Annotated in this window: 14 protein-coding genes and 1 tRNA gene; 4 read left to right on the top strand and 11 right to left on the bottom strand. The window is 71.4% G+C overall.

What is annotated here, in order from left to right:
• Positions 1–766: class E sortase (locus TR48_RS34770; protein WP_042374570.1), on the top strand; the 766-nt coding region annotated here is incomplete at its 5' end.
• Positions 767–1,128: 362 nt separating this feature from the next.
• Complete coding sequence (locus TR48_RS46460) at positions 1,129–1,254, top strand: hypothetical protein (protein ID WP_268873619.1); 126 nt, start codon at positions 1,129–1,131, stop codon at positions 1,252–1,254.
• Here TR48_RS46460 and TR48_RS34775 read toward each other — a convergent pair.
• From TR48_RS34775 to TR48_RS34805, 7 genes are all read right to left on the bottom strand, one after another.
• Positions 1,226–1,939 (bottom strand): class I SAM-dependent methyltransferase, encoded by a 714-nt coding sequence (locus TR48_RS34775; protein WP_201777196.1) that lies wholly within the window; start codon positions 1,937–1,939, stop codon positions 1,226–1,228. The genes TR48_RS46460 and TR48_RS34775 overlap by 29 nt on opposite strands.
• A 224-nt stretch (positions 1,940–2,163) precedes the next feature.
• Positions 2,164–4,149, bottom strand: a complete 1,986-nt coding sequence (gene pknB, locus TR48_RS34780) for a Stk1 family PASTA domain-containing Ser/Thr kinase (RefSeq protein ID WP_052443293.1) — start codon at positions 4,147–4,149, stop codon at positions 2,164–2,166.
• Positions 4,150–4,455: 306 nt separating this feature from the next.
• A complete protein-coding gene (locus TR48_RS34785; RefSeq protein ID WP_042374571.1) occupies positions 4,456–5,916 on the bottom strand; it encodes a peptidoglycan D,D-transpeptidase FtsI family protein in 1,461 nt (486 codons plus the stop codon).
• Between the two features lie 75 nt (positions 5,917–5,991).
• Positions 5,992–7,374, bottom strand: a complete 1,383-nt coding sequence (locus TR48_RS34790; RefSeq protein ID WP_042374572.1) for an FtsW/RodA/SpoVE family cell cycle protein — start codon at positions 7,372–7,374, stop codon at positions 5,992–5,994.
• A gap of 72 nt (positions 7,375–7,446) precedes the next feature.
• Positions 7,447–8,964, bottom strand: a complete 1,518-nt coding sequence (locus TR48_RS34795) for a PP2C family protein-serine/threonine phosphatase (protein ID WP_042374573.1) — start codon at positions 8,962–8,964, stop codon at positions 7,447–7,449.
• A 168-nt stretch (positions 8,965–9,132) separates the two neighbouring features.
• A complete protein-coding gene (locus TR48_RS34800) occupies positions 9,133–9,666 on the bottom strand; it encodes an FHA domain-containing protein FhaB/FipA (protein ID WP_042374574.1) in 534 nt (177 codons plus the stop codon).
• A 10-nt stretch (positions 9,667–9,676) separates the two neighbouring features.
• A complete protein-coding gene (locus tag TR48_RS34805; protein WP_042374575.1) occupies positions 9,677–10,591 on the bottom strand; it encodes an FHA domain-containing protein in 915 nt (304 codons plus the stop codon).
• A gap of 387 nt (positions 10,592–10,978) precedes the next feature.
• Here TR48_RS34805 and TR48_RS34810 point away from each other — a divergent pair.
• Positions 10,979–11,062, top strand: a tRNA-Leu gene (locus tag TR48_RS34810).
• 245 nt (positions 11,063–11,307) lie between these two features.
• Positions 11,308–15,651 carry a choice-of-anchor D domain-containing protein gene (locus TR48_RS34815; protein WP_052443294.1) on the top strand — a complete coding sequence of 1,448 codons (4,344 nt, stop codon included), beginning with the start codon at positions 11,308–11,310 and terminating at the stop codon, positions 15,649–15,651.
• Positions 15,652–15,723: 72 nt separating this feature from the next.
• Here the strand turns inward: TR48_RS34815 and ppk2 are convergent, their stop codons facing one another.
• The 4 genes from ppk2 to TR48_RS34835 form a co-directional block, all read right to left on the bottom strand.
• A complete protein-coding gene (gene ppk2, locus TR48_RS34820; protein WP_042374576.1) occupies positions 15,724–16,524 on the bottom strand; it encodes a polyphosphate kinase 2 in 801 nt (266 codons plus the stop codon).
• A 113-nt stretch (positions 16,525–16,637) separates the two neighbouring features.
• Positions 16,638–18,749 (bottom strand): MMPL family transporter, encoded by a 2,112-nt coding sequence (locus TR48_RS34825; RefSeq protein ID WP_042374577.1) that lies wholly within the window; start codon positions 18,747–18,749, stop codon positions 16,638–16,640.
• A gap of 165 nt (positions 18,750–18,914) precedes the next feature.
• Entirely contained in the window at positions 18,915–19,355 is a 441-nt protein-coding gene (locus TR48_RS34830) for a MarR family winged helix-turn-helix transcriptional regulator (RefSeq protein WP_042374578.1), read from the bottom strand.
• A gap of 42 nt (positions 19,356–19,397) precedes the next feature.
• Positions 19,398–21,267 (bottom strand): ATP-binding SpoIIE family protein phosphatase (locus TR48_RS34835; protein WP_052443295.1); only part of this gene is annotated, 1,870 nt, incomplete at its 5' end.

Consider the following 21,267-nt stretch of genomic DNA (forward strand, 5'->3'; position numbering starts at 1 on the left):
CCCGCAGGCCGCTCCCGCCGCTCCCGTCGGCGCCGGCCGCGCGGCCAGGCGGCGCGCGGCGAAGGCGCGCCAGGACGGCCCCGGCATCGTCGCGGTGCGGGTCTTCGGCGAGCTGATGATCACGCTCGGCGTGGTGATGATCCTCTTCGTCGCCTACCAGCTGTGGTGGACCAACGTCCGCGCGGACGCGTACGCGCAGGGGCAGGCGTCGACGCTGGAGCACCAGTGGGGCGGCGGCGCGACGGCCAAGAGCCACCCGCCCTATTCGGACTCCATCCCGTTCGGGACGAAGTTCGCCATCATCTACATCCCCAAGCTGGACGTGAAGACCCCGATCGCCGAGGGCACCGACAAGACGTCCATCCTCGACAACGGACTCGTCGGCCACTACACCGGCGCCCAGGAGACGGCCCTCCCGTGGGACAGCTCGGGCAACTTCGCCCTGGCCGGCCACCGCAACACGCACGGCGAGCCGTTCCGCTACATCCCGCGCCTGGTCCCGGGCGACAAGATCGTCGTGGAGACGGCCTACGACTGGTACACCTACGTCGTCACCGGCTCCCTGCCGCAGACCTCCCCGAACAACGTCTCCGTCATCGCCCCCGTCCCCCCGCAGAGCGGCTTCAAGGGCCCGGGCCGCTACATCACCCTGACGACCTGCACGCCCGAGTTCACCTCGACGTACCGCATGGCCGTGTGGGGCAGGCTCGTCGAGGACCTCCCCAAGAGCGCGGGCCGCACACCCTCCGCCCTGACGTCGGGCTGACTAGTCATCTGATTCCTCCGCAGGCCGTGACCGCCGGTGAGGCGGCTCGTTGAGCCGAACGGATGAGATTCCGGGGCGACGATGAGTACCCACGATCAGGCAGTCCTGCTGGAATCCCGGACCGGGCGCCGGCGTGAGCGGCCGCGTCGAGGCGCTGACCAAGGTCAAGGCGCTGGAGCAGCTGCCCGACGACATGCACGTCACCACGCCGAGGGCACGGCGCGGACCGGCCCCGGCGTGCTCGACCGGTACGTCACCGAGCTTGCGGCCACCACGGCCGCGGGGGGTCGCCTGCGAGATCGTCGACACGCGCATCGACGCCCGGCTGAAGCCCCACACGGAGGTGATCGGGGGCGCTGAGCGTGAAGGTCTCCGCCACGGAGGGCAAGCTCGACGACGTCCAGGACACGCTGGCCGGGGTCCGGGAGGAGCTCTCCGAGTTGCGTGAGGAGCGCGGGCTCAGGCTGCGCCGACGACGGCGCGAGTGAGGGTGGGGCCCCCGGAGGCGAGTTTCCACACCGTGGTCTGCTTGATCTCCGCGTCCTCCAACTCCCGTTGGACGGGCACCGCGTAGGTCGCGAGGGCGTCGAACTCGGTGCGCGGCAGGTAGGTCCGGCCCGGGTCGCCGACCAGTGCGGTCGCCCCGCGTTCCTGTGCCCGGCGCAGGAACGCGAGGACGCGGGCGGCCATGGTGCGTTCGTAGAAGGCATCCCCCACGAGCACGACGTCCGCGTCCGGCGCCGGGTCGGCGTCCAGGACGTCCCCGAGCGTCGGCCCGAGGGTGACGCCGTTGGCGTCGGCGTTGAGGGCGGCGGCGTCGAGCGCGAAGGGATCGATCTCACTGATCGTCACGGCGGCCGCGCCCGCCTTCAGCGCCGCGACGGCGACGAGCCCCGAGCCCGACGCCAGATCCAGGACGCGCCTGCCGGCGACGGTCTCGGGGTGGTCCAGCACGTACCGGGCGAGCGCGAGCCCGCCCGCCCAGGCCTGCGCCCAGAAGGGAGGCGGAGCCTCGTCCCGGCCGGACGCGCTCTCCGTCTCCTCCCACAACTCGAAGACCCGGTCGGCGAGATGGAGTCGCACCTCGGTGAGGAACCCCGGACTGGCGGGGGCGAGCCGGGTGTGTGCGCGCACGAAGCCCGCGGCGTCGGAGAGCGGGGTGACGGGGATCACCGCGCCAGTCTGCCATGCGGAACGCCACGAGTGGGGGGATCTGCGGCCGGGCGGCTGGCAAAAGCCAGGGGCGCGGGGACTGCGCGAGCAACCACCCTGTGCGGATGGCCGTGCTCGCTGTGCGACTCGTCACTCGCGGTGGCTTGTCGCGCCGCCCCGCGGCGTAGCCGCAGTTCGGCACAGCCCCGCGCGCCTGGAAAGGTGCAGGCGGCAGACCTGCGGGGTCAGCCGCCGCCGTTGGCCTGGCCCGGGGGCCAGCCGCCGTTGCCGTTTCCGTTGCCGTTACCGCCGATGAGGCCGGTGCCGCCCGTCTGGCCCGTCGTCGGGCCGCCGGTCTGGCCGCCCGTAGGGGTGCTGCCGGTCGCGCCCTGGTCGGTCGCGGCGGCGTCCGGGTTGACCACCAGCAGGATCGCCGTGCCGTCCGGCACCTGCTGCCCCGCCGCGGCCTGGCCGTTGTACATCACCTGGGTGACCGAGTTCGCCCCGTACTGCGGGTCGGCCTGCTGGAGGATCTGCTTGGCGCAGTTCAGGTGCTGGGACTTCAGCTCGGCGCAGGCCTGGTCGTAGGACTGACCGACCAGGTCGCTCGGGACCGTCGCCAGCGCCTGGCCGCTGGAGACCACGATGTCGATCGTGGAGCCCTTGGGCTGGCTGCCGGTCGGCGAGTAGCTGATGATCTGGCCGTTCGGCACCGACGAGGACGACTTCTGCGTCGTCTGGCCGAGCTGGAAGCCCTGCTGGTTCAGCGCCTGCGTGGCCTGGTCGACGGTCATGCCGTCGAGGTTCGGGACGCCGTCCGTCAGCGGACCGCTGCTCAGCTGGACCGTGATCGTGCCGCCCTGCTGGATCGTCGTGCCGGCCGCAGGGTTCTGCTTGCAGACGTTGCCCTTCGTGGCGGTGTTCGCGTCGCACTGGATGGGCGTGCCCTTCACCAGCTTGACCTTGCCGTCGAAGCTGTTCTGGACCATCTGCTGCGCGCCGGCGAAGGACTGGTTGGTCAGCGACGGCACCTGCATGCTCTGCGAGGGCGTGGCGCCGAACATCGACTTGGTGACGAAGAACGCGCCGAGCAGCACCAGCACCGCGGCCACGATCAGGACGATCACCGAGGTGTTCCTGTTCCTGCCGCCGCCGCCGCTCGCGGCCCGGCGGCGCTCGCCTCGGCCGCCGTAGCCGTCGTCATAGCCGTCGTCGTAGCCGCCGGGCTCGTAGCCGTCGCCGCCGGCGTCGTAGCCCTGGCCACGGCCGGGCAGGATGCTGGTCTGGCCGCCGCCGGGGACCGGCGGCATGGCCATGGTGCGACCGTCGGCCTGCTGACCGTAGCCGTTCATGCCCAGGGCCATGGTGGGGGCGGCCGCCGCGGCGACCGGAAGACCGTCGAGGGCGCGCTCGATGTCGGCGCGCATCTCGTCCGCGGACTGGTAGCGGTAGTCGCGGTCCTTGGCCAGCGCCTTCATCACGATGGCGTCGTACTCCGGCCGGATCTCCGGGTCGTAGTACGAGGGCGGCTGGGCCTCCTCGCGCACGTGCTGGTAGGCCACGGCCACGGGCGAGTCGCCGACGAAGGGCGGGCGCACCGTGAGGAGCTCGTAGAGCAGGCAGCCGGTGGAGTACAGGTCGGAGCGGGCGTCCACCTGCTCGCCCTTGGCCTGCTCGGGCGAGAGGTACTGGGCGGTGCCGATGACCGCGGCGGTCTGGGTCATGGTCATCCCGGCGTCGCCCATGGCGCGGGCGATGCCGAAGTCCATCACCTTGACCTGGCCCGTGCGCGTCAGCATGACGTTGGCGGGCTTGATGTCGCGGTGGACGATGCCGTTGCGGTGCGAGTACTCGAGGGCCTGGAGGATGCCGATGCACATCTCCATGGCGCGCTCGGGCAGCAGCCGGCGGCCGGAGTGCAGCAGTTCGCGCAGCGTGGAGCCGTCGACGTACTCCATCACGATGTACGGGATGGAGATGCCGTCGATGTAGTCCTCACCCGTGTCGTAGACCGCCACGATCGAGGGGTGGTTCAGCGACGCCGCGGACTGCGCCTCTCGCCGGAACCTGGCCTGGAAAGACGGGTCGCGGGCCATGTCGGTCCGCAACGTCTTGACGGCGACGGCGCGCCCGAGCCGGATGTCATGACCGATGTAGACCTCGGCCATGCCGCCGCGTCCGAGAACGCCGCCCAGCTCGTACCGGCCGCCTAGGCGACGCGGTTCTTCCATGGTTCGAGCCCTCTCCACTCTCCGGTCTGCCCAGCCGCCCCCGCGTGGAATGTGGCGCGGGCGGACAGACCGCTGCTGCGGATACGCTACCGGGCTCGCAAGTCAAAGCGGATTCGTCGGACGACCTGATACAAGACTGGAATACGTCTGCGCTGGACGAACACACCGAACGTGGTTTCCGTCACCCACCGTTCGGCCCATGGACATCGGCGTGACGGAGGTCACTCGGCGGGTCGCTTCACCGGCCGCCCCGCGAGTCGCCTCGGCGGCCACTTCGGCGGCCGCATCGGCGGTCGCTCCGACCGGTCACTTGCCGAGGTAGGCCTGCATCATGCTCTTGGCGATCGGCGCGGCCAGGTGCATGCCGGAGATGTCGCCGCGGGCGGTGTCGCTGTCCTCGACCACGACGGCCACCGCGATCTGCTTGCCGCCGAACTTGGCCCAGGAGACGAACCAGGCGTAGGGGTTCTGGTCGTTGTTCACGCCGTGCTGGGCGGTACCGGTCTTGCCGCCGACCTCGACGCCCGGGATCTGGGCGGTGGTGCCGGTTCCGTTCTTGACCACGTTGACCATCATCGTCTGCAGCTTGGCGGCGACGTCGGGGGTGGTGGCCTGGGACAGCTGGGTCGGGGAGGTCTGCGAGATGACCGAGTTGCTCGCCGAGCGCTCCTCGGAGACCAGGTAGGGCTTCATCAGCGTCCCGTTGTTGCAGATCGCGGCGGCGACCATGGCCATCTGCAGCGGAGTGGCCCGGGTGTCGAACTGGCCGATGGAGGACTGCGCGGTCTGCGCGGGGCCCATGGTGGTGTCGAAGTTGCTGGCGGTGACGCCGACCGGGATCGTCATCGAGGAGTTGTTGAAGCCGAACTTCTGGGCCTCCTGCAGCATCCGCTGCTGGCCGATCTCGGCGCCCAGTTTGCCGAACACGGTGTTGCAGGACATCGCCAGCGCGGCGTTGAGCGACGCGTTGAGGCAGCCGGTGTCGCCGGCCTCGTTGACCAGCTTCTGGTTGTTCGTGCCCGGCAGGATGTACGGGTCCGGGGAGTCGGTCGACGCGTCGATGTCGGTGACCTTGCCGGTCTCCAGCGCGGCCGCGGCGGTGACCAGCTTGAAGGTCGAGCCGGGCGGGTAGGTCGCGCGCAGCGCCCGGTTCAGCATCGGCTGGTCGGGGTCGGCGGTCAGCTTCTTCCAGTTCGAGGCGAAGTCACTGGTCACGCCCGCGATGCTGGACGGGTCGTAGGAGGGGAAGCTGACCAGGCCGAGGATCGCGCCCGTCGACGGGTCGAGCGCGACGGCCGCGCCCTTCTTGCCCTGCAGCCCGTCCCAGCCGGCCTGCTGCACCTTCGGGTCGATCGTGGTGACGACGTCGCCGCCCTGCTTCTGCTTGCCCGTCAGGGTGTCGAGGGCGTTGCGGAAGAAGAGCCGCGGGTCGTTCCCGGACAGGATCGGGTCCTCGACGTTCTCCAGCAGGTTGGAGCCGAAGGCCTGCGAGGAGTAGCCGGTGATCGGCGCGTACATCGGGCCGTTCACGTAGGCCCGGCGGTACTTGTAGTAGTTGCCGTTGACCAGCAGGTCCTTGGTGACCGACGTGCCGCCGACGATGATGTCGCCACGCGGGTAGCTGTAGGCCTCGATGACGGTGCGCTTGTTGTGCACGTTGGCGTTCAGCGCGCTCGCGTCCAGGCCCTGGACCCAGTTGGCGCGGATCATCAGCGCCAGGACCAGGAGCATGCAGAACACGGAGACCCTGCGGATCGGCTTGTTCACGTGGCGCTCACTCCGGCGGCGTTCGGGATCCTGACCATCGGCACCCTACATCGGCGCCCTATGTCCCCATGACGGTCAGGGCGGTGTTCCCGGTTGCAGCGGCTCCCCGGGAGCCGGCCGCCGGGCCAGATCGCTGATCTTGAGCAGGACCGCGACCAGCGCCCAGTTGGTGATCACCGAGGACCCGCCTTGGGCGACGAACGGCAGTGTCATGCCGGTCAGCGGGATCAGGCCGGTGACGCCGCCGACCACGATGAAGACCTGCAGCGCGAACGCGGCGGAGAGCCCGACGGCCAGCAGCTTGCCGAACGGGTCGCGGGCGGCCAGCGCGGTGCGCAGCCCGCGCTCGGCCAGCAGCCCGTACAGCAGCAGGACCGCTATCACTCCGGTGACGCCGATCTCCTCCCCGATCGTCCCGAGGATGAAGTCGCTCTTGGCGGCGAAGCCGATCAGCCACGAGTGCCCCTGCCCGAGCCCGGTGCCGAGCGCGCCGCCCGACCCCAGTGCGAACAGCGCCTGCCCGATCTGCCCGACGCCGGCCCCGGGTGCGGCCGCGAGCGGGTGCAGCCACTCGTCGATCCGCCCGCGCACGTGTCCCTCGGTGTGCGCGACGGCCCAGAAGCCGAGCCCGGCCATCAGCACGCCGAACAGGACCCAACTGGTGCGCTCGGTGGCGACGTAGAGCATCACCACGAAGATGCCGAAGAAGAGCACGGAGGTGCCGAGGTCGGTCTCGAAGACCAGGATCAGCAGGCTGAGCGCCCACACCACGACGATCGGTCCGAGGTCGCGGCCGCGGGGCAGGTACAGCCCGAGGAAGCGGCGGCTGGCCAGTGCCAGGGCGTCCCGCTTGACCATCAGGAAGCCGGAGAAGAAGACCGGGAGCAGGATCTTCACGAACTCGCCTGGCTGGATCGAGAAGCCGTCGAGGTGGATCCAGATCCGCGCCCCGAAGTCACCGGCCCGGACCGGGAAGAACGCCGGCGCCGCGAGCAGCAGCAGGGCGGCGAAGCCGGACAGGTAGGTGTAGCGCTGGAGCCTGCGGTAGTCCTTCAGGCGCGCCATCACGACGATGAACAGCGCGATGCCGAGGCCCGACCAGAGCAGCTGGTTCTGCGCGGCGGGGTAGTTCGGGTGCAGTTCCCTGGCCTTGTCGAGGCGCCAGATGAAGACCAGTCCGAGGCCGTTGAGCAGCGCCGCGATGGGAAGCATCAGCGGGTCCGCGTGCGGGGCGAAGCGCCGCACGCAGAGGTGCGCGAGCAGGACGAAGGATCCGAGCCCGAGGCCGTACCCGAGCATGCCGGCCGGGAGCCGGCCGTCCAGGGCGAGACCGGTCTCGGCGTACGCCAGCACCGGTACCAGGGCGGCGAAGACCAGCAGGGAGAGTTCCGTGTTCCGACGGACCGGCGCGGGCCCCTGCGGGGCCCACGCGACAGCACGGCTCTCCACAGCGGTCACGTCAGTGCCCGCTCCCCCGTGAGGTCGCGCCACCGGGTGGCGCCGGGGCTCCCGCCTGCCCGAGGGGCCGGCTCAGGAGGCCACGCACTGCTGCGCCAGGGTCTGGTCCGAGGAGCTGAGGGTCGGGGTGGCCGAGGCCTGCGGCGAGGGGGAGGCGCTCGGGGAGGCCGCGGGGTGGGTGCCGGCCTTGCCGCTCTCGGAGGGCTTGGGCGAGGGGGTCGGGCTGGGCGCCGGCGTCGTCTTCGCGGTGCGGACCTGCTGGCAGACCGTCGCCTCGTGCTTGAAGAAGGTCATCTTGCCCTGGGCGTCGCCGAGGCCGGTCGCGGTGACGGGCGTCTGCAGGTTCTTCTGCTCGAAGCTCGGCAGGTTCTTGACCGCGACGTCCGGGTGGTCCTCGTAGACGGAGGAGAGCTTGAACCCGGCCAGGTTCTGCGAGACGCCCTTGTAGATGGCGAGATGGTCGCCGTTGACGCCGACGTAGTACTGCGACTGCGTCCACTGGTAGCCGAGGTACGCGCCGACGCTCAGCAGGGCCAGCAGGGCGACGCCGAGCGTGGTCGGCAGCACCCAGCCGCGGCGCTTCTTCTCCTTCGCCCGGCGGCGGCTTCGGCGGCCCTCGGGCTCGTAGTCGTCGTCGAAGCCGGCCTCGTACTCGCCGTACTCCTGGTAGCCGCCGGAGCGGCCGTCCTCGCCCTCGCCGTAGCCCTCGGCGCCGGTCGCGCCGGGGGCGCGGCCGAGGGAGGCGGCACGGGAGGCGGGGGTGTCGGCGACGGAGTGGTGGCCGAGCGCGTTGCCCTCGGCGACCGCGCCGACGACGACGGGGGCCAGGTCGTAGTGCGCGGCCATCGCGTCGTGCTCGCCGACGTCGCCGATGTCCAGCGCGTCGGCGACGACACAGGTGATGTTGTCGGGGCCGCCGCCGCGCAGCGCCAGCTCGATCAGCTCGGCGATGGTCTGCTCGGGCGCGTAGTAGCTGCCGAGCGTCTCCTCGAGCGTCTGGTGGGAGACCACACCGGACAGGCCGTCCGAGCAGAGCAGATAGCGGTCGCCGGCGCGGACCTCACGGACCGACAGGTCCGACTCGACCTCGCCGGTGCCCATGAGCGCGCGCATGATCAGCGAACGCTGCGGGTGGGTGGAGGCCTCCTCCTCGGTGATCCGGCCCTCGTCGACGAGGCGCTGCACCCAGGTGTGGTCGGTGGTGATCTGCGTCAGTACGCCGTCACGCAGCAGGTAGGCGCGGGAGTCGCCGATGTGGATCAGGCCGGCGGTCTGGCCGTTCCACAGCAGGGCGGTCAGCGTGGTGCCCATGCCCTCGAGGCTCGGATCGGCCTCGACCAGGACGCGCAGCCGCTCGTTCGCACGTTCCGCGGCGCCCTGGAGGGCGGCCATCGGGTCGGTTCCGGGGACGTCCTCGTCGAGCTCGACGATGCTGGACAGCACCTCCGACGAGGCGACCTCGCCCGCTGCCTGTCCACCCATGCCGTCCGCGACGGCGAGCAGGCGGGGACCGGCGTAGCCGGAGTCCTCGTTGCCCTCGCGGATCATGCCCTTGTGCGAACCGGCGGCGAATCGCAGCACCAGGCTCATGTGCCGTCCGCCCCCTTCCCTCGGTCCCCTGCGCGATGCCCCGGTGCAGCGTGCGTTGCTGCATCGTACGGCCCTGGTCGCCTGCGCGGTCGAACCAGGGCCCGTCGCTCCTGCGGGTCAGGCCCGTGGGAGCCGCCGCCGTGGTTCGTGCGCTGGTTCATCGACGCGTCACTTCCGCAGCTCGATGACGGTGCGGCCGATCCGGATCGCCGAGCCCGGCTGGAGCGGGCTCGGGCCGGTGAGGCGCATGTCGTCCAGGAAGGTGCCGTTGGTCGAGCCGGTGTCCTCGACCACCCAGGAGCCGGCGCTCTGGTCCGGGAAGATCCGGGCGTGCCGGGAGGACGCGTAGTCGTCGTCGAGGACGATCGTGGAGTCGTGGGCCCGGCCCAGCGTGATGGTCTGGCCCTGGAGCGCGACGGTGGTGCCCGCCAGCGAGCCCTGGGTGATCACCAGGTGGGTCGGCGCGCCACGGCGCTGCCGCGGCTGCTGCGCGGGCGCCTGCTGGCGCTGCTGGGGCGCGGCCGCGCCCGTGGACTGACGGGCGGTGGTCGGGTTCCCGCCGCGTCGCGCGGTCGTGGCCGCGCGCTGGGTCATCTTGGTGCCGAACAGGTCGGAGCGGATCACCTGAACCGCGACGATCACGAACAGCCACAACACGGCCAGGAACCCGAGCCGCATGACCGTGAGGGTCAGCTCTGACATGTGCCCCGCGTCACCCTTCGGCTTGCCGGTAGACGATGGTCGTACTGCCCACGACGATCCGTGAGCCGTCGCGGAGCGTAGCGCGAGTCGTGTGCTGGCCGTCGACGACGATGCCGTTGGTGGACCCCAGGTCGAGGACCATGCTCGGGTTTCCGACCCGGACCTCGGCGTGCCGGCGGGAGACGCCGGGGTCGTCCACGCGGATGTCGGCCTCGGTGCTGCGGCCCAGCACCAGCACGGGACGGTCCAGCTGATGGCGCTGGCCGTTCAGCTCCAGCCAGCGGCGCGTGTTGGCGCCGACGGGGCCCTGCACCGGGGCCGCCTGGGTGGGCGCGCCGGGGAAGGCCTGCGGGCCTCCCTCGCCGGGGCGCTGGGAGGGGTTGCCGGTGAACGACGTGGGCCCGTCGATGCCGGGCAGCGGCGGCGCGGCGGGCGGCGGGGCCATCGGCGGCTGGGCGGGCTGCGGCTGCCAGGCCTGCTGTGCCCGGCCGCCGTAGGGGGCGGCGGGCGGCTGGGGCTGGTACTGCGGTTGGGCCGGCGCCTGGGCGGCCTCGTTGGCCTGGATCCGGCTGCGCACCCGGTAGAGCCCGGTGTCGAGATCCTCCGCGCGCTCCAACTGGACGCTCAGCGGGCCCATGAAGGAGTACCGCTGGGCCTGCGCGTACTCGCGCACCATGCCGGCCAGCTCGTTGCCGAGCTGCCCGGAGTACGGGCTGAGCCGCTCGTGGTCGTGCGGGCTGAGCTCGACGATGAAGTCGTTGGGGACGACGGTGCGGTCCCGGTTCCAGATGCTGGCGTTGTTGTCGCACTCGCGCTGCAGCGCACCGGCGATCTCGACAGGCTGCACCTCGGACTTGAACACCTTGGCGAAGGCGCCGTTGACGAAGCCCTCCAGCCGCTGCTCGAACTTCTTCAGGGCTCCCACGGGGCACCCCCTTCCGTCGGGTGTCGTCGTCCCACCCGGCGCTGGCGCGGGGCGGCTGCTGCTTGTCTGCCTTACAGATCGTATCTACGCCCGGGGCGGACGTGTGGTTCCTCGTCCGCGCTTCGGGCCGTGGAGCCGACAGCAGGATGCCAGTGGACTCGTACCCGGCCCAGAGCGGGGACATCCGAGTCTCACTCATTCGGCCGGGCTCCGCTTGCACGGCGTCGGGCGCCCGAGCCGGGCGGATGTGATTCCACCCCCTCCGACGTGCTACTGTTCTTCTCGTCGGAAGGCGACACCGCAGAAAACGCGGAGCTGAACGAGCCGGGAACAACCGGTTTGAAAGCTCCGGGGGGACTTCGGTAGAGTCCACGACATCACCCAGATGCGCGGGTGGCGGAATAGGCAGACGCGCTGGATTCAGGTTCCAGTGCCCGAAAGGGCGTGGGGGTTCAACTCCCCCCTCGCGCACAACGCGAAGGCGCCTCTCATGTGACGAAAGTCACGCGAGAGGCGCCTTTTTGCTGTCCCGTTCACCGCCCTGGGCGGCCTAAGCCTCAGAGATTTCGTGGCTCGGATAACGGTCCGGGGACGAAAGGGGGGCCGGACAAGCTGACACGCCCAACAAAGTGGTAAGAACTTCTGGCTTTCAGCTTACGTGGGGCCTGTGACCGTGCCGGGCTCCATGATCATCACGTCATGAGGGGGGCACCGGCATGTCCGGACAACCTGGGCCCAGACGCGCGCATCGCCGCAGGAGCAAGGCGAAGCGGCGCGCCATCGGCGGCTCCATAGCCGCCGCCGCCCTGATCGGGGGTCTGATCAGCGTCATCGCTCCGGCCTCCCAGGCCGACGAGTACACAAACGGCTTCAACAACCTGCGGACGAACTGGGACGGTGCGGAGAGCTCGCTCTCCCCGGCCGCGGTCGAGTCCTCCACCTTCGGCAAGCTCTTCGGGACCGCGCTCGACGGCCAGATCTACGCGCAGCCGCTCGTGGTCGACCACGAGGTGATCGCGGTCACCGAGAGCAACAGCATGTACGCGCTGAACCCGGACACCGGCGCGATCCTCTGGAAGAAGAACTACGGCGCCCCGTGGCCGTCGTCCGCGATCGCCTGCGGCGACCTCGCCCCGAACATCGGCGCGACCGGGACTCCCGTCTACGACCCCACCAGCAACGCCCTGTACTTCACCACCAAGGTCGACGACGGCACCGCCACCCACCTGCACCCCAGCTACCTGATGCACGCCGTCGACCCGACCTCGGGCACGGAGAAGGCGGGCTGGCCGGTCACCATCCAGGGCGCTCCGGCCAACGAGCCGGGCGCGCCGTTCAACGCCTACTACGAGATGCAGCGGCCCGGCCTGCTGCTGCTCGACGGCGTCGTCTACGCGGGCTTCGGCGGTCACTGCGACAAGCAGCCGTACCGCGGTTACGTCGTCGGCGTGAGCACCACCAGTCACAACATCACCTCCATGTGGGCCTCGGAGACCGGCGCGAGCACCAGCGGCGCCGGCATCTGGCAGTCCGGCGGGGGGCTGCTGTCCGACGGCTCGGGCCGGATCTTCTTCAGCACCGGCAACGGCATCAGCCCGGTGGCCGGGCCCGGCACCACCGCGCCGGGCGCCACCGCGCAGGGCACCCTGGCCGAGTCCGTGGTCCGGCTCCAGGTCGGCGCCGGCGGCGCCCTGTCCACGGCGGACTTCTTCAGCCCCGCCAACGCGGCCACGCTCGACCTGACGGACAAGGACATCGCCTCCGGCGCCCCCATGGGGCTGCCCGACGGCTACGGCAACGCCAACCACCCGCACCTGCTCGTGCAGCAGGGCAAGGACGGCCGCGTCTTCCTGCTGGACCGCGACAACCTCGGCGGCCAGGCACAGGGCCCGAACGGCACGGACGCCCTCGTCGGGGTCTCCGGGCCCTTCCAGGGGCAGTGGGGCCACCCGGCGTTCTGGGGCGGTGACGGCGGCTACGTGTACCTGATCGGCAACGGCGGTCCGCTGCGCGCGCTGCACCTGAACTCGAGCGACGCCAACCCGAGCCTCACGGCCACCGGGCAGACCCAGGACGTCTTCGGCTACACCTCGGGCTCCCCGATGGTCACCTCGGACGGCACCAACGACGGTTCCGCCATCGTGTGGATGGTCTCCGCCGACAACGCGGCCGGCGCCAACGGCACCCTGCGCGCCTACAGCGCCACTCCGGACGGCACCGGGACGCTCCAGCTGCTGTGGTCCGCCCCGGTCGGCACCGCCGCGAAGTTCGCCACCCCGACCGCCGACAACGGCAAGGTGTACGTCGGCACCCGTGACGGCGTCCTGTACGGCTTCGGCAGTCCGGCGACGACGGCCCTGAACGCCAACCCGCTCGACTTCGGCCAGGTCCAGGTCGGGACCACGGCGGGCCAGCCGATGACGCTGACGGCGTCCAAGGCGGTGACGGTCACCGGCGTCTCGGCGACCGCGCCGTTCACCGTGACCCAGCTCACCGCGTCCAAGGCGCTGGCCTCCGGCGGCACCCTGCCGCTGCAGATCGGCTTCGCCCCGACGACGACCGGCGGCACCAACGGCACCCTGACGGCCACCCTGTCCGACGGGTCCAAGCTGGTCTTCTCCCTGCACGGCGTCGGCACCAACCCCGGCTTCGGGGCGCTGCCCAACGACCCGGCCTTCGGCGTGGTGCCCACCGGCACGACCGAGACGGAGAACATCCAGTTCACCAACACCGGCACGTCGGACGAGACGATCAGCGCGGTCACCGCGCCGACCGGACCGTTCACCGCCACGGGGATGCCGAACGTCGGTGACACCGTCAAGGCCGGGGCGTCCTTCGTCGCCACGGTCACCTACACGCCCACGGCGGCCTCCGCCGTGGCGGGCACCCAGGACATCTCCACGATCGGGGTGACCGCGGCCAGCGGACGCTCCATCACCGTCACCATGAGCGGCACCTCCGTCGTCGGTCACGGGCACCTGACCCTCTCGCCGGCCACGCTCGACTTCGGGACCGTGCCGGTCGGCAGCTCCAAGACGCAGACCTTCACGATCACCAACGACGGCAACGTCCCCGTCACCGTCACCAAGGCCAAGGCGCCCAACGGCGACTACACGAGCCCGGTGCAGCTGTCCGAGGGTCTGGTCATCGGCCCGGACCAGTCGGCCAAGCAGGCGGTCACCTTCGCGCCGACCACGGCGGGCACGCTGACCGCCTCGTACGAGGTCACCGGCGACGGCGTGAACAGCGACGGCACCCCGCAGGGCGCCATGCTGGAGAACCTCACCGGCGTCGCCACCGGGTCCGCCGACTCCACCGGGGCGACCAGCGCCACCTGGCAGGCCAACGGCGCAACCGTCCTGCCGGGCGACGGCAGCATCCAGCTGAACCCCGCCACGGCGTACCAGAAGGGCAGCGCCGTCTTCAAGCAGGCGGTGCGCACGGAGGGCCTGCGGGCCACCTTCACTGTCAAGATGGGCCCCGGCACCGGCGGTGACGGTGTGGCCTTCTCCCTGCTGGACGCCTCCCGGGCGCACACCAACGCGCTCGGCACGACCGGCGGCGCGCTCGGCATCGCCGGGCAGTCGGGGGTCGTTGTCGGCCTCGACGCGGCCGCCTACAGCCCGAAGCCCGGCTACGGCAACTTCGTCGGCGTCGCCAACAGCACCTACGGCTCGACCACGCTCGACTACCTGAGCACGGCGCGGCTCGCCACCGCCCTGCGCCAGGGCACGCACCAGGTCGATGTGCAGGTGACCGGCGGTCATGTGCTGGTCTGGGTGGACGGCGTGCAGCAGCTGAACGTGGCGGCGACCCTGCCGGACTACGCCTACGTCGCCTTCTCCGGCGGCACGGGCTCGATGTACGACGCGCACACGATCCAGTCGTTCGTCCTGAGCGGCGGAGCTGCCCCGGCGACGCTGGGCTACACGCCGCTTCCCACGCAGACCCGGGTGCTGGCCACCTGGGCCGGCGTCGGCCGCACCGGCACGACGCCGATTCCCGCGGGCGGCTCGGTCAGCGTCCCGATCGCGGGCAAGCTCGGCGTCCCCGCGAACGCGACCGCGGTGCTGATGCAGGTCGGCGCGCTGTCGCAGGCGTCGGCGACCGGCTCGATCCAGGCCTGGCCGCACGGTGCGACCCGACCCAACTCCGGCGCGGTGTTCTGGAACGCGCCGCAGATCATCCAGAAGACCGCGGTGGTTCGCCTGGGCCAGGGCGGCGCGGTGGACTTCTACAACTCCAGCGCCGGCAACACCGGGATCTACGCCGACGTGCTCGGCTACTACCAGGCCGGGACCGGTCAGCTGATGACGCCGACCACCTCGCAGGTCGTGGCCTTCGACACGGCCAAGGGCATCGGCCAGCCGACCACGGCCCCGATGCCTGCCGGCGGCACGGTCAGCGTCCCGGTCGCCGGGAAGGTGGTGCCGACGGGCACCACCTCGGTCCTGCTGAACATCAGCGCCATGCGCTCCTCCGTGGGCGGCTCGCTGAGCGCCTGGCCCGACAAGGGCACCCCGCCGGCCGCTTCGGTGCTGTACTGGGGCCCCAACAGCGACATGATGTCCAACCTGGTCCAGGTCGCGGTCGGCAGCGACGGCAAGATCGACTTCAAGAACTGGGCGAAGGCCCCGATGGTCGTCAACGCCGTCGTCGAGGGCTACACCGTCGCGGGCGCCGGGCAGCACTTCGTCCCGATGCAGCCGTTCCCGGCGCTCAACACCGCCTACGCGGTGGGTGTCCCGACCACGACCGCGATCAAGCCCGGTGGCGTCGTCACGCTGCCGGTCGCGGGCAACGGCGGCGTCCCGGCGAACGCCAAGGGCGTGCTGCTCCAGGTCGGCGGCTTCGGCGGCACCGGCGCGGGCTGGCTCGGCGTCTACCCCGGCAACGGGGCCAGGGCGACCACCGGCTCGCTGTTCTGGAACGTCGCCGGACACACCGTGACCAACATGGTCATGGTGCCGGTGGACGCCTCCGGTGCGGTCGACCTCTCGGTCAACGGAGGCGCGCCGGAGCAGATCCAGGCCACCGTCGTGGGCTACTACACCGGCTGACGGCCGTCCGTCCCGACCGCGCCGCCGTGTCCTCCCGTCGGGGAGGGCGCGGCGGCGCCGTCGTGTGCGGCCTCAGCCCTTCTGCAGACCGGCGGCGTGGTCCGGCACGTAGTGCTGCTCGTCGCGCGGCGGGCGGACGTAGCCCGTCGGGGCGGGACGCTTGGGGAAGCTGATCTTGCGCGCGGGCTGCTCGACGTAGGGGACGGCGGAGAGCAGGTGAGCGATCATGTTGAGCCGGGCCCGCTTCTTGTCCTCGCTCTCCACCACGTTCCAGCGGGCCTCGGGGATGTCGGTGTGGACGAACATCTCGTCCTTGGCCCGGGAGTAGTCCTCCCAGCGCGTGACGGACTCCAGGTCCATCGGGGAGAGCTTCCAGCGCCGCACCGGGTCGTCCCGGCGGGCGCGGAACCTGCGTTCCTGCTCGCGGTCGCTGACGGAGAACCAGTACTTGAGCAGGATGATCCCGTCCTCGACCAGCATCCGCTCGAAGATCGGGCACTGGTGCAGGAACCGGTGGTACTCGTCCTGGGTGCAGAAGCCCATGACCCGCTCGACGCCCGCGCGGTTGTACCAGCTGCGGTCGAACAGGACGATCTCGCCGGCGGCGGGCAGATGGGCGATGTAGCGCTGGAAGTACCACTGGCTGCGCTCGCGCTCCGTCGGTGCGGGCAGCGCGGCGATCCGGGCGATGCGCGGGTTCAGATACTGCGTCACCCGCTTGATGGCTCCGCCCTTGCCTGCCGCGTCGCGGCCCTCGAAGACGACGACCACCCGCGCGCCGGTGGCCCGCACCCACTCCTGAAGGGTGACCAGCTCGGCCTGGAGGCGGAAGAGTTCTTGCTCGTAGACCTTCTTGGGCAACTTGTCAGCCATTGCAGGAGGGTAAGCGGCAGTCGGCGGGGGCGGGGGGATCTTGACCGCGCGTCGGCCACGACGACAGGGGCGCGGGGCTCCGCTCGCCGGCGGAGCCCCGCGCCCCCGGGGACTCAGTGAGCCGCCACCTGCTCGCGCTCGGCCGTGCCCAGCGGCGCCCGCTCGCGGGAGAGCGACGAGGGCCACCACAGGCGGTGGTCCAGGTCCATGGCCAGCGCCGTGACCAGGATCGAGCGGACCACGAACGTGTCCAGCAGGACGCCGACGCAGACCGCGAAGCCGATCTCGGCGAAGCCGACGATCGGCAGGGTGCCGAGGACGCCGAAGGTGCTGGCGAGGATCAGGCCCGCGGAGGTGATGACGCCGCCGGTGGCCGCCAGACCCGCCAGCGCGCCGCCGCGGGTGCCGCGCTTGGCGGACTCCTCACGGACGCGGGTCATCAGGAAGATGTTGTAGTCGATCCCCAGCGCCACCAGGAAGACGAAGACGAACAGCGGGAACGCGTTGTCCTCGCCCTGGAAGTGGAACAGGTGGGTGAAGGCCAGCGAGGAGATCCCGAGCGCCGCCGCGAAGGAGAGCACGACGGTCAGGATCAGCACGATCGGCGCGACGACCGCCCGCAGCAGCAGGCCGAGGATGAGCAGGACGACGCCCAGCACCAGCGGGATGATCACCTGGTTGTCGTGGTTCGAGGCGCGCTGGACGTCCAGGCGGACGGCGGTGTCACCGCCGACGTAGGCGTTCGCCCCGGGCACCGCGTGAACGGCGGTGCGCGCCGCGTCGACGGTGTTCTCCGCGGCGTTGCTGTCCGGGGCGTTGGTGAGGGTGGCGGTCACGTAGGCCAGCCCGTTCCGGCTCACCGGCGGGGTGACCCCGGTCAGGCCGTGGCCGTCGAGACGGCTGAGGGCGGCGGCGACCTGGTCGCCCGCGGAGGCGTTGGCGATGACCTGCAGCGGCGAGCCGGTGCCGGCGGGGTAGTGGGCGTCGATGACCGTCTGCGCGGCGACCGAGTCGGGGGTGTTGGTGAAGGAGCCGGCGGTGGAGAGGCCGTCGGCTTTCAGGCCGAGCATGCCGAGGGCGAGCGCGCCCAGCGCCAGCGCGGTGCCGACCCAGACGATCCGCGGACGGTGCGCGATCCCGCCGCCGATCCTGGCCCAGATGCCCGTCTCGGTCGGCTCGGCGGAGCCGAACGCCGGGCGGACCGGCCAGAAGACCCAGCGGCCGCAGATGACCAGCAGTGCGGGCAGCAGGGTGATCATGGCGAGTAGGGCGACGCCGACGCCGATGGCGCAGACGGGACCGAGGCCGCTGGTGGAGTTCATCTCCGCGACCATCTGGCACAGCATGGAGACGGCCACCGTCGCCGCGGAGGCCAGGATCGCGGGACCGGCGCGGTGCAGTGCCTCGGCCATCGCCTCATGGCGGTCCTCGTGGCGGCGCAGCTCCTCGCGGTAGCGGGCGACCAGCAGCAGGGCGTAGTCCGTGCCGGCGCCGATGACGAGCACCGTGAGGATGCCCTGGCTCTGCCCGTTGACCGTCAGACCGGAGTTCTTGGCCAGCAGGTAGATGACGCCCTGGGCGGCGGTGAGGGCCAGGCCGGAGGAGAGCAGCGGCAGCAGCCACAAGGTCGGGCTGCGGTAGGTGAGCAGCAGCAGCACGATGACGACGGCCAGGGTGGAGTACAGCAGCGTGCCGTCGATGCCCGCGAAGGCCTTGCTCTGGTCGGCGCCGTAGCCGCCGGGCCCGCCGACGTGGGCGCGCAGGCCCGGGTCGCCGGTCGTCGCGATGGTGCGCATGCTGTCGACGGCCGGGCCGAGGTTGTTCCAGCCGTCCTTGGACAGGTCGATCATGACCGTGGTCTGCAGCGCCTTGCCGTCGGCGGAGGGACGCGGCGGCTGGACCGGGCCGAGCACGTGGCTGACCCTGGCGAAGGACGCGGTGTCCGCGGTCGCCTTCTGGACGTCGGCCGGGGTGATCCCGCTGTCGCGCGTGTAGACGATGATCGTCGGCGACGCGGTGCTGGAGACGAAGTGGCCTTCGAGGTTGACGACCTTGGTCGACTCCGCGCTGCCCGGCAGCCAGCTGGAGGTCTGGTTGTTCTCCGCGCTGGTGAGCTTCCCGGCGAGCGGGCCGAGGGCCACCAGGGCCAGCACCCAGAGCGCGAGGACGACCCATTTGGTTCTGCGGCCGGCCGGAAGGGCGGCGAGCCGCCGGACTTGGTTCATGTGAGTGCATCCCCCAACTAAACGCGATACATCGCGACTGTTGCGTCTACGATGTGCGCGAGCGCCGGGGGCTGTCAAGGATTCCAGGTCAACGTGCGGCGGATGTTCACCTTCCCGGACGCGTTCACCGAGGCCCGGTCACCGGATCGCGTTCGTCGGGCCCGGTCAGCGGGGCTCGGCGTTGTAGCGCTCGAGGAGGTCGGCGAAGACGGCGACGTCGTCGTCGGACCAGTGCGCCAGGCGGTTCAGGAAGGCCTGGCGTCGCTGCTCCCCGGCCTTGCGCAGCAGTTCGGCGCCGGTCTCGGAGGGGTGGATGATCTGGCCGCGCTGGTCCTCCGGGTCGGGGCTGCGCTCGACCAGGCCCAGCTTCTCCAGGGTGGCGACCTGGCGGCTGACGGTGGACTTGTCCAGCAGGAAGTGACCGGCCAGATCGGTGCCGCGGCAGCCGCCGACGTCCCGCAGGTGGTCCAGGATCGCGTAGCTGACCAGGGTCAGCCCGGGGTGGATCTGCGAGGCGATGGCGCGGGCGCGTCGCGAGAAGGCGGTCAGCTCGCGCTGGATGGAGTCGATGCTCTCCATGCGCGAACGCGCGGAAACGGTATGCATGGTTGCACTATACAACCAAGCTCTCCTCTGCGCGAGTCCCGACTACGACCGTCCCGCGAGCGGCGGCAACGGCGGCACGGGCTGCTGCACCGGCAGCGGCAGCTCGAACCAGACCACCTTGCCGACCGCCTTGCGGCTGGTGCCCCAGCGCGAGGCCAGCTGGCTCACCAGCCCGAGGCCGCGCCCCTCCTCGTCCAGCAGCTCCGAGGGCTCCAGCGACGGCAGGTTGTGGTCGTCGTCGCTGACCTCGACCAGCAGCTTGCCGACCCGCATCAGCTGCAGCTCGACGCTCCCCTTGGCCACCCGGAGCGCGTTCGTCACCAGCTCGCTGACCAGCAGTCCGGTCAGCTCCGACAGCTCCGCGAGGCCCCAGCGTGTCAGTTGGTCGTGCACCAGGCTACGGGCCCGGCGCACCTCGCTGGCGTCCAGTGCCAGCGACCAGGAGATGACGTCCTGCGGCGGGATGCCGTCGAAACGGGCGATCAGCAGCGCCAGGTCGTCGCCCCGGTCCTCGGTGTGCAGGCGTTCCAGCACCGTGTCGCAGACCTCTTCCGGGCTGCGCCGCGGGTCGACGATGTCACCGCAGAGGGCGGCCAGGCCGTCCCCTATGTCGCCGCCGCGCATCTCCACCAGGCCGTCGGTGCAGAGCACCAGCATCGAACCGTCCGTCACCTTGACCTCCTTGGAGGCGAAGGGCACCCCCCCGACGCCGATCGGCGCGCCGGAGGGGATCTCCAGCAGCTCGCCGCGCCCGTCCGGATGGACCAGCACCGGCGGCACATGGCCGGCCGAGGCGATCGTGCAGGTGCGGGCGATCGGGTCGTAGACCGCGTACAGGCAGGTGGCGAGGTGGTCGTCCCCCAGACGCTGCGACAGGTTGTCCAGGTGCCGCAGGATCTGACCGGGCGGCAGGTCGAGGGCGGCCAGCGTCTGCATCGCGGTGCGGAACCGGCCCATCGCGACGGCGGAGTGCAGGCCGTGGCCCATCACGTCGCCGACCACCAACGCCACGCGGCTGCCGGGCAGTTGCACCGCGTCGAACCAGTCGCCGCCGACCTCGGCCCGGCGGTCGCCCGGCAGGTAGCGGTGGGCCACCTGGACGCCGGGGATGCGCGGCGGGCGGCTCGGCAGCATCGAGCGTTGCAGCGTGATCGCGGTGCGCGCCTCCATCCGGTGCAGGCGGGCGTTGTCGATCGACAGCGCGGCGCGGGCGGCGAGCTCGCGCAGGTAGGAGGCGTCGGCCTCGTCGAAGGCGGGGCGGTGCGCGTCGCGCAGCAGGGTCAGCACGCCGAGCACGGTGCCGCGCGCGGCCAGTGGCAGCGTCAGCATCGAGCGGCCCTCGAAGAGCGAGGTCAGCCCCGGGCCGCCGCGCCCGGACGCGCAGGCCTCGGCCGTGGCCGGATCGAGCCGGGGGACCAGCACCGGACGGCCGCCCTGCAGCGCGTAGCCTGACGGCGTCTCCCCGGCGAGGGTGACCAGCGACCCCTCGGTGACCAGGTGCTTCCACGGCAGCGTGCTCTGGCCGAACGAGCAGGCGACGCGGCGCAGCTGCGTCTCGTCGTCCGGGCGCTCGCGCGGCGACTCGCTGTCGGAGATCAGACGGTCCCGCAGCTCGACGCAGGCGAAGTCGGCGATGCCCGGAATGACGACGTCGCAGACCTCGTGCACGGTGCGGTCCAGGTCGAGCGTGGTGCCGATGCGCGCGCCCACGTCGCTGAGCAGCAGCAGCTGGGGGTTGACCGGATCGGCGTCCAGCTCCTCGCCGACCGCGGCGGCGCCGGGCCCGAGGCTGACGCTGGCCCGGGTGGGCGGCCCGCTGAACGGCCCGTCGCCCACCGCCGCACGGCGCGGGGCGGACGGCTGCTCCGCGCCGACGTCCTCCGCCGCGGCCCCCTCCTCGACGGCCCGGGAG

The organism is Streptacidiphilus neutrinimicus (assembly GCF_000787815.1).
GTDB classification, from domain to species: Bacteria; Actinomycetota; Actinomycetes; order Streptomycetales; family Streptomycetaceae; genus Streptacidiphilus; species Streptacidiphilus neutrinimicus.

Coding starts and splice junctions, on each gene's coding strand:
- TR48_RS34815 (WP_052443294.1), top strand. CDS start 11,308: ATGTCCGGACAACCTGGGCCCAGACGCGCGCATCGCCGCAGGAGCAAG.
- TR48_RS34795 (WP_042374573.1), bottom strand. CDS start 8,964: ATGAGCCTGGTGCTGCGATTCGCCGCCGGTTCGCACAAGGGCATGATC.
- TR48_RS34830 (WP_042374578.1), bottom strand. CDS start 19,355: ATGCATACCGTTTCCGCGCGTTCGCGCATGGAGAGCATCGACTCCATC.
- pknB (WP_052443293.1), bottom strand. CDS start 4,149: ATGGAAGAACCGCGTCGCCTAGGCGGCCGGTACGAGCTGGGCGGCGTT.
- TR48_RS34800 (WP_042374574.1), bottom strand. CDS start 9,666: ATGTCAGAGCTGACCCTCACGGTCATGCGGCTCGGGTTCCTGGCCGTG.
- ppk2 (WP_042374576.1), bottom strand. CDS start 16,524: ATGGCTGACAAGTTGCCCAAGAAGGTCTACGAGCAAGAACTCTTCCGC.
- TR48_RS34825 (WP_042374577.1), bottom strand. CDS start 18,749: ATGAACCAAGTCCGGCGGCTCGCCGCCCTTCCGGCCGGCCGCAGAACC.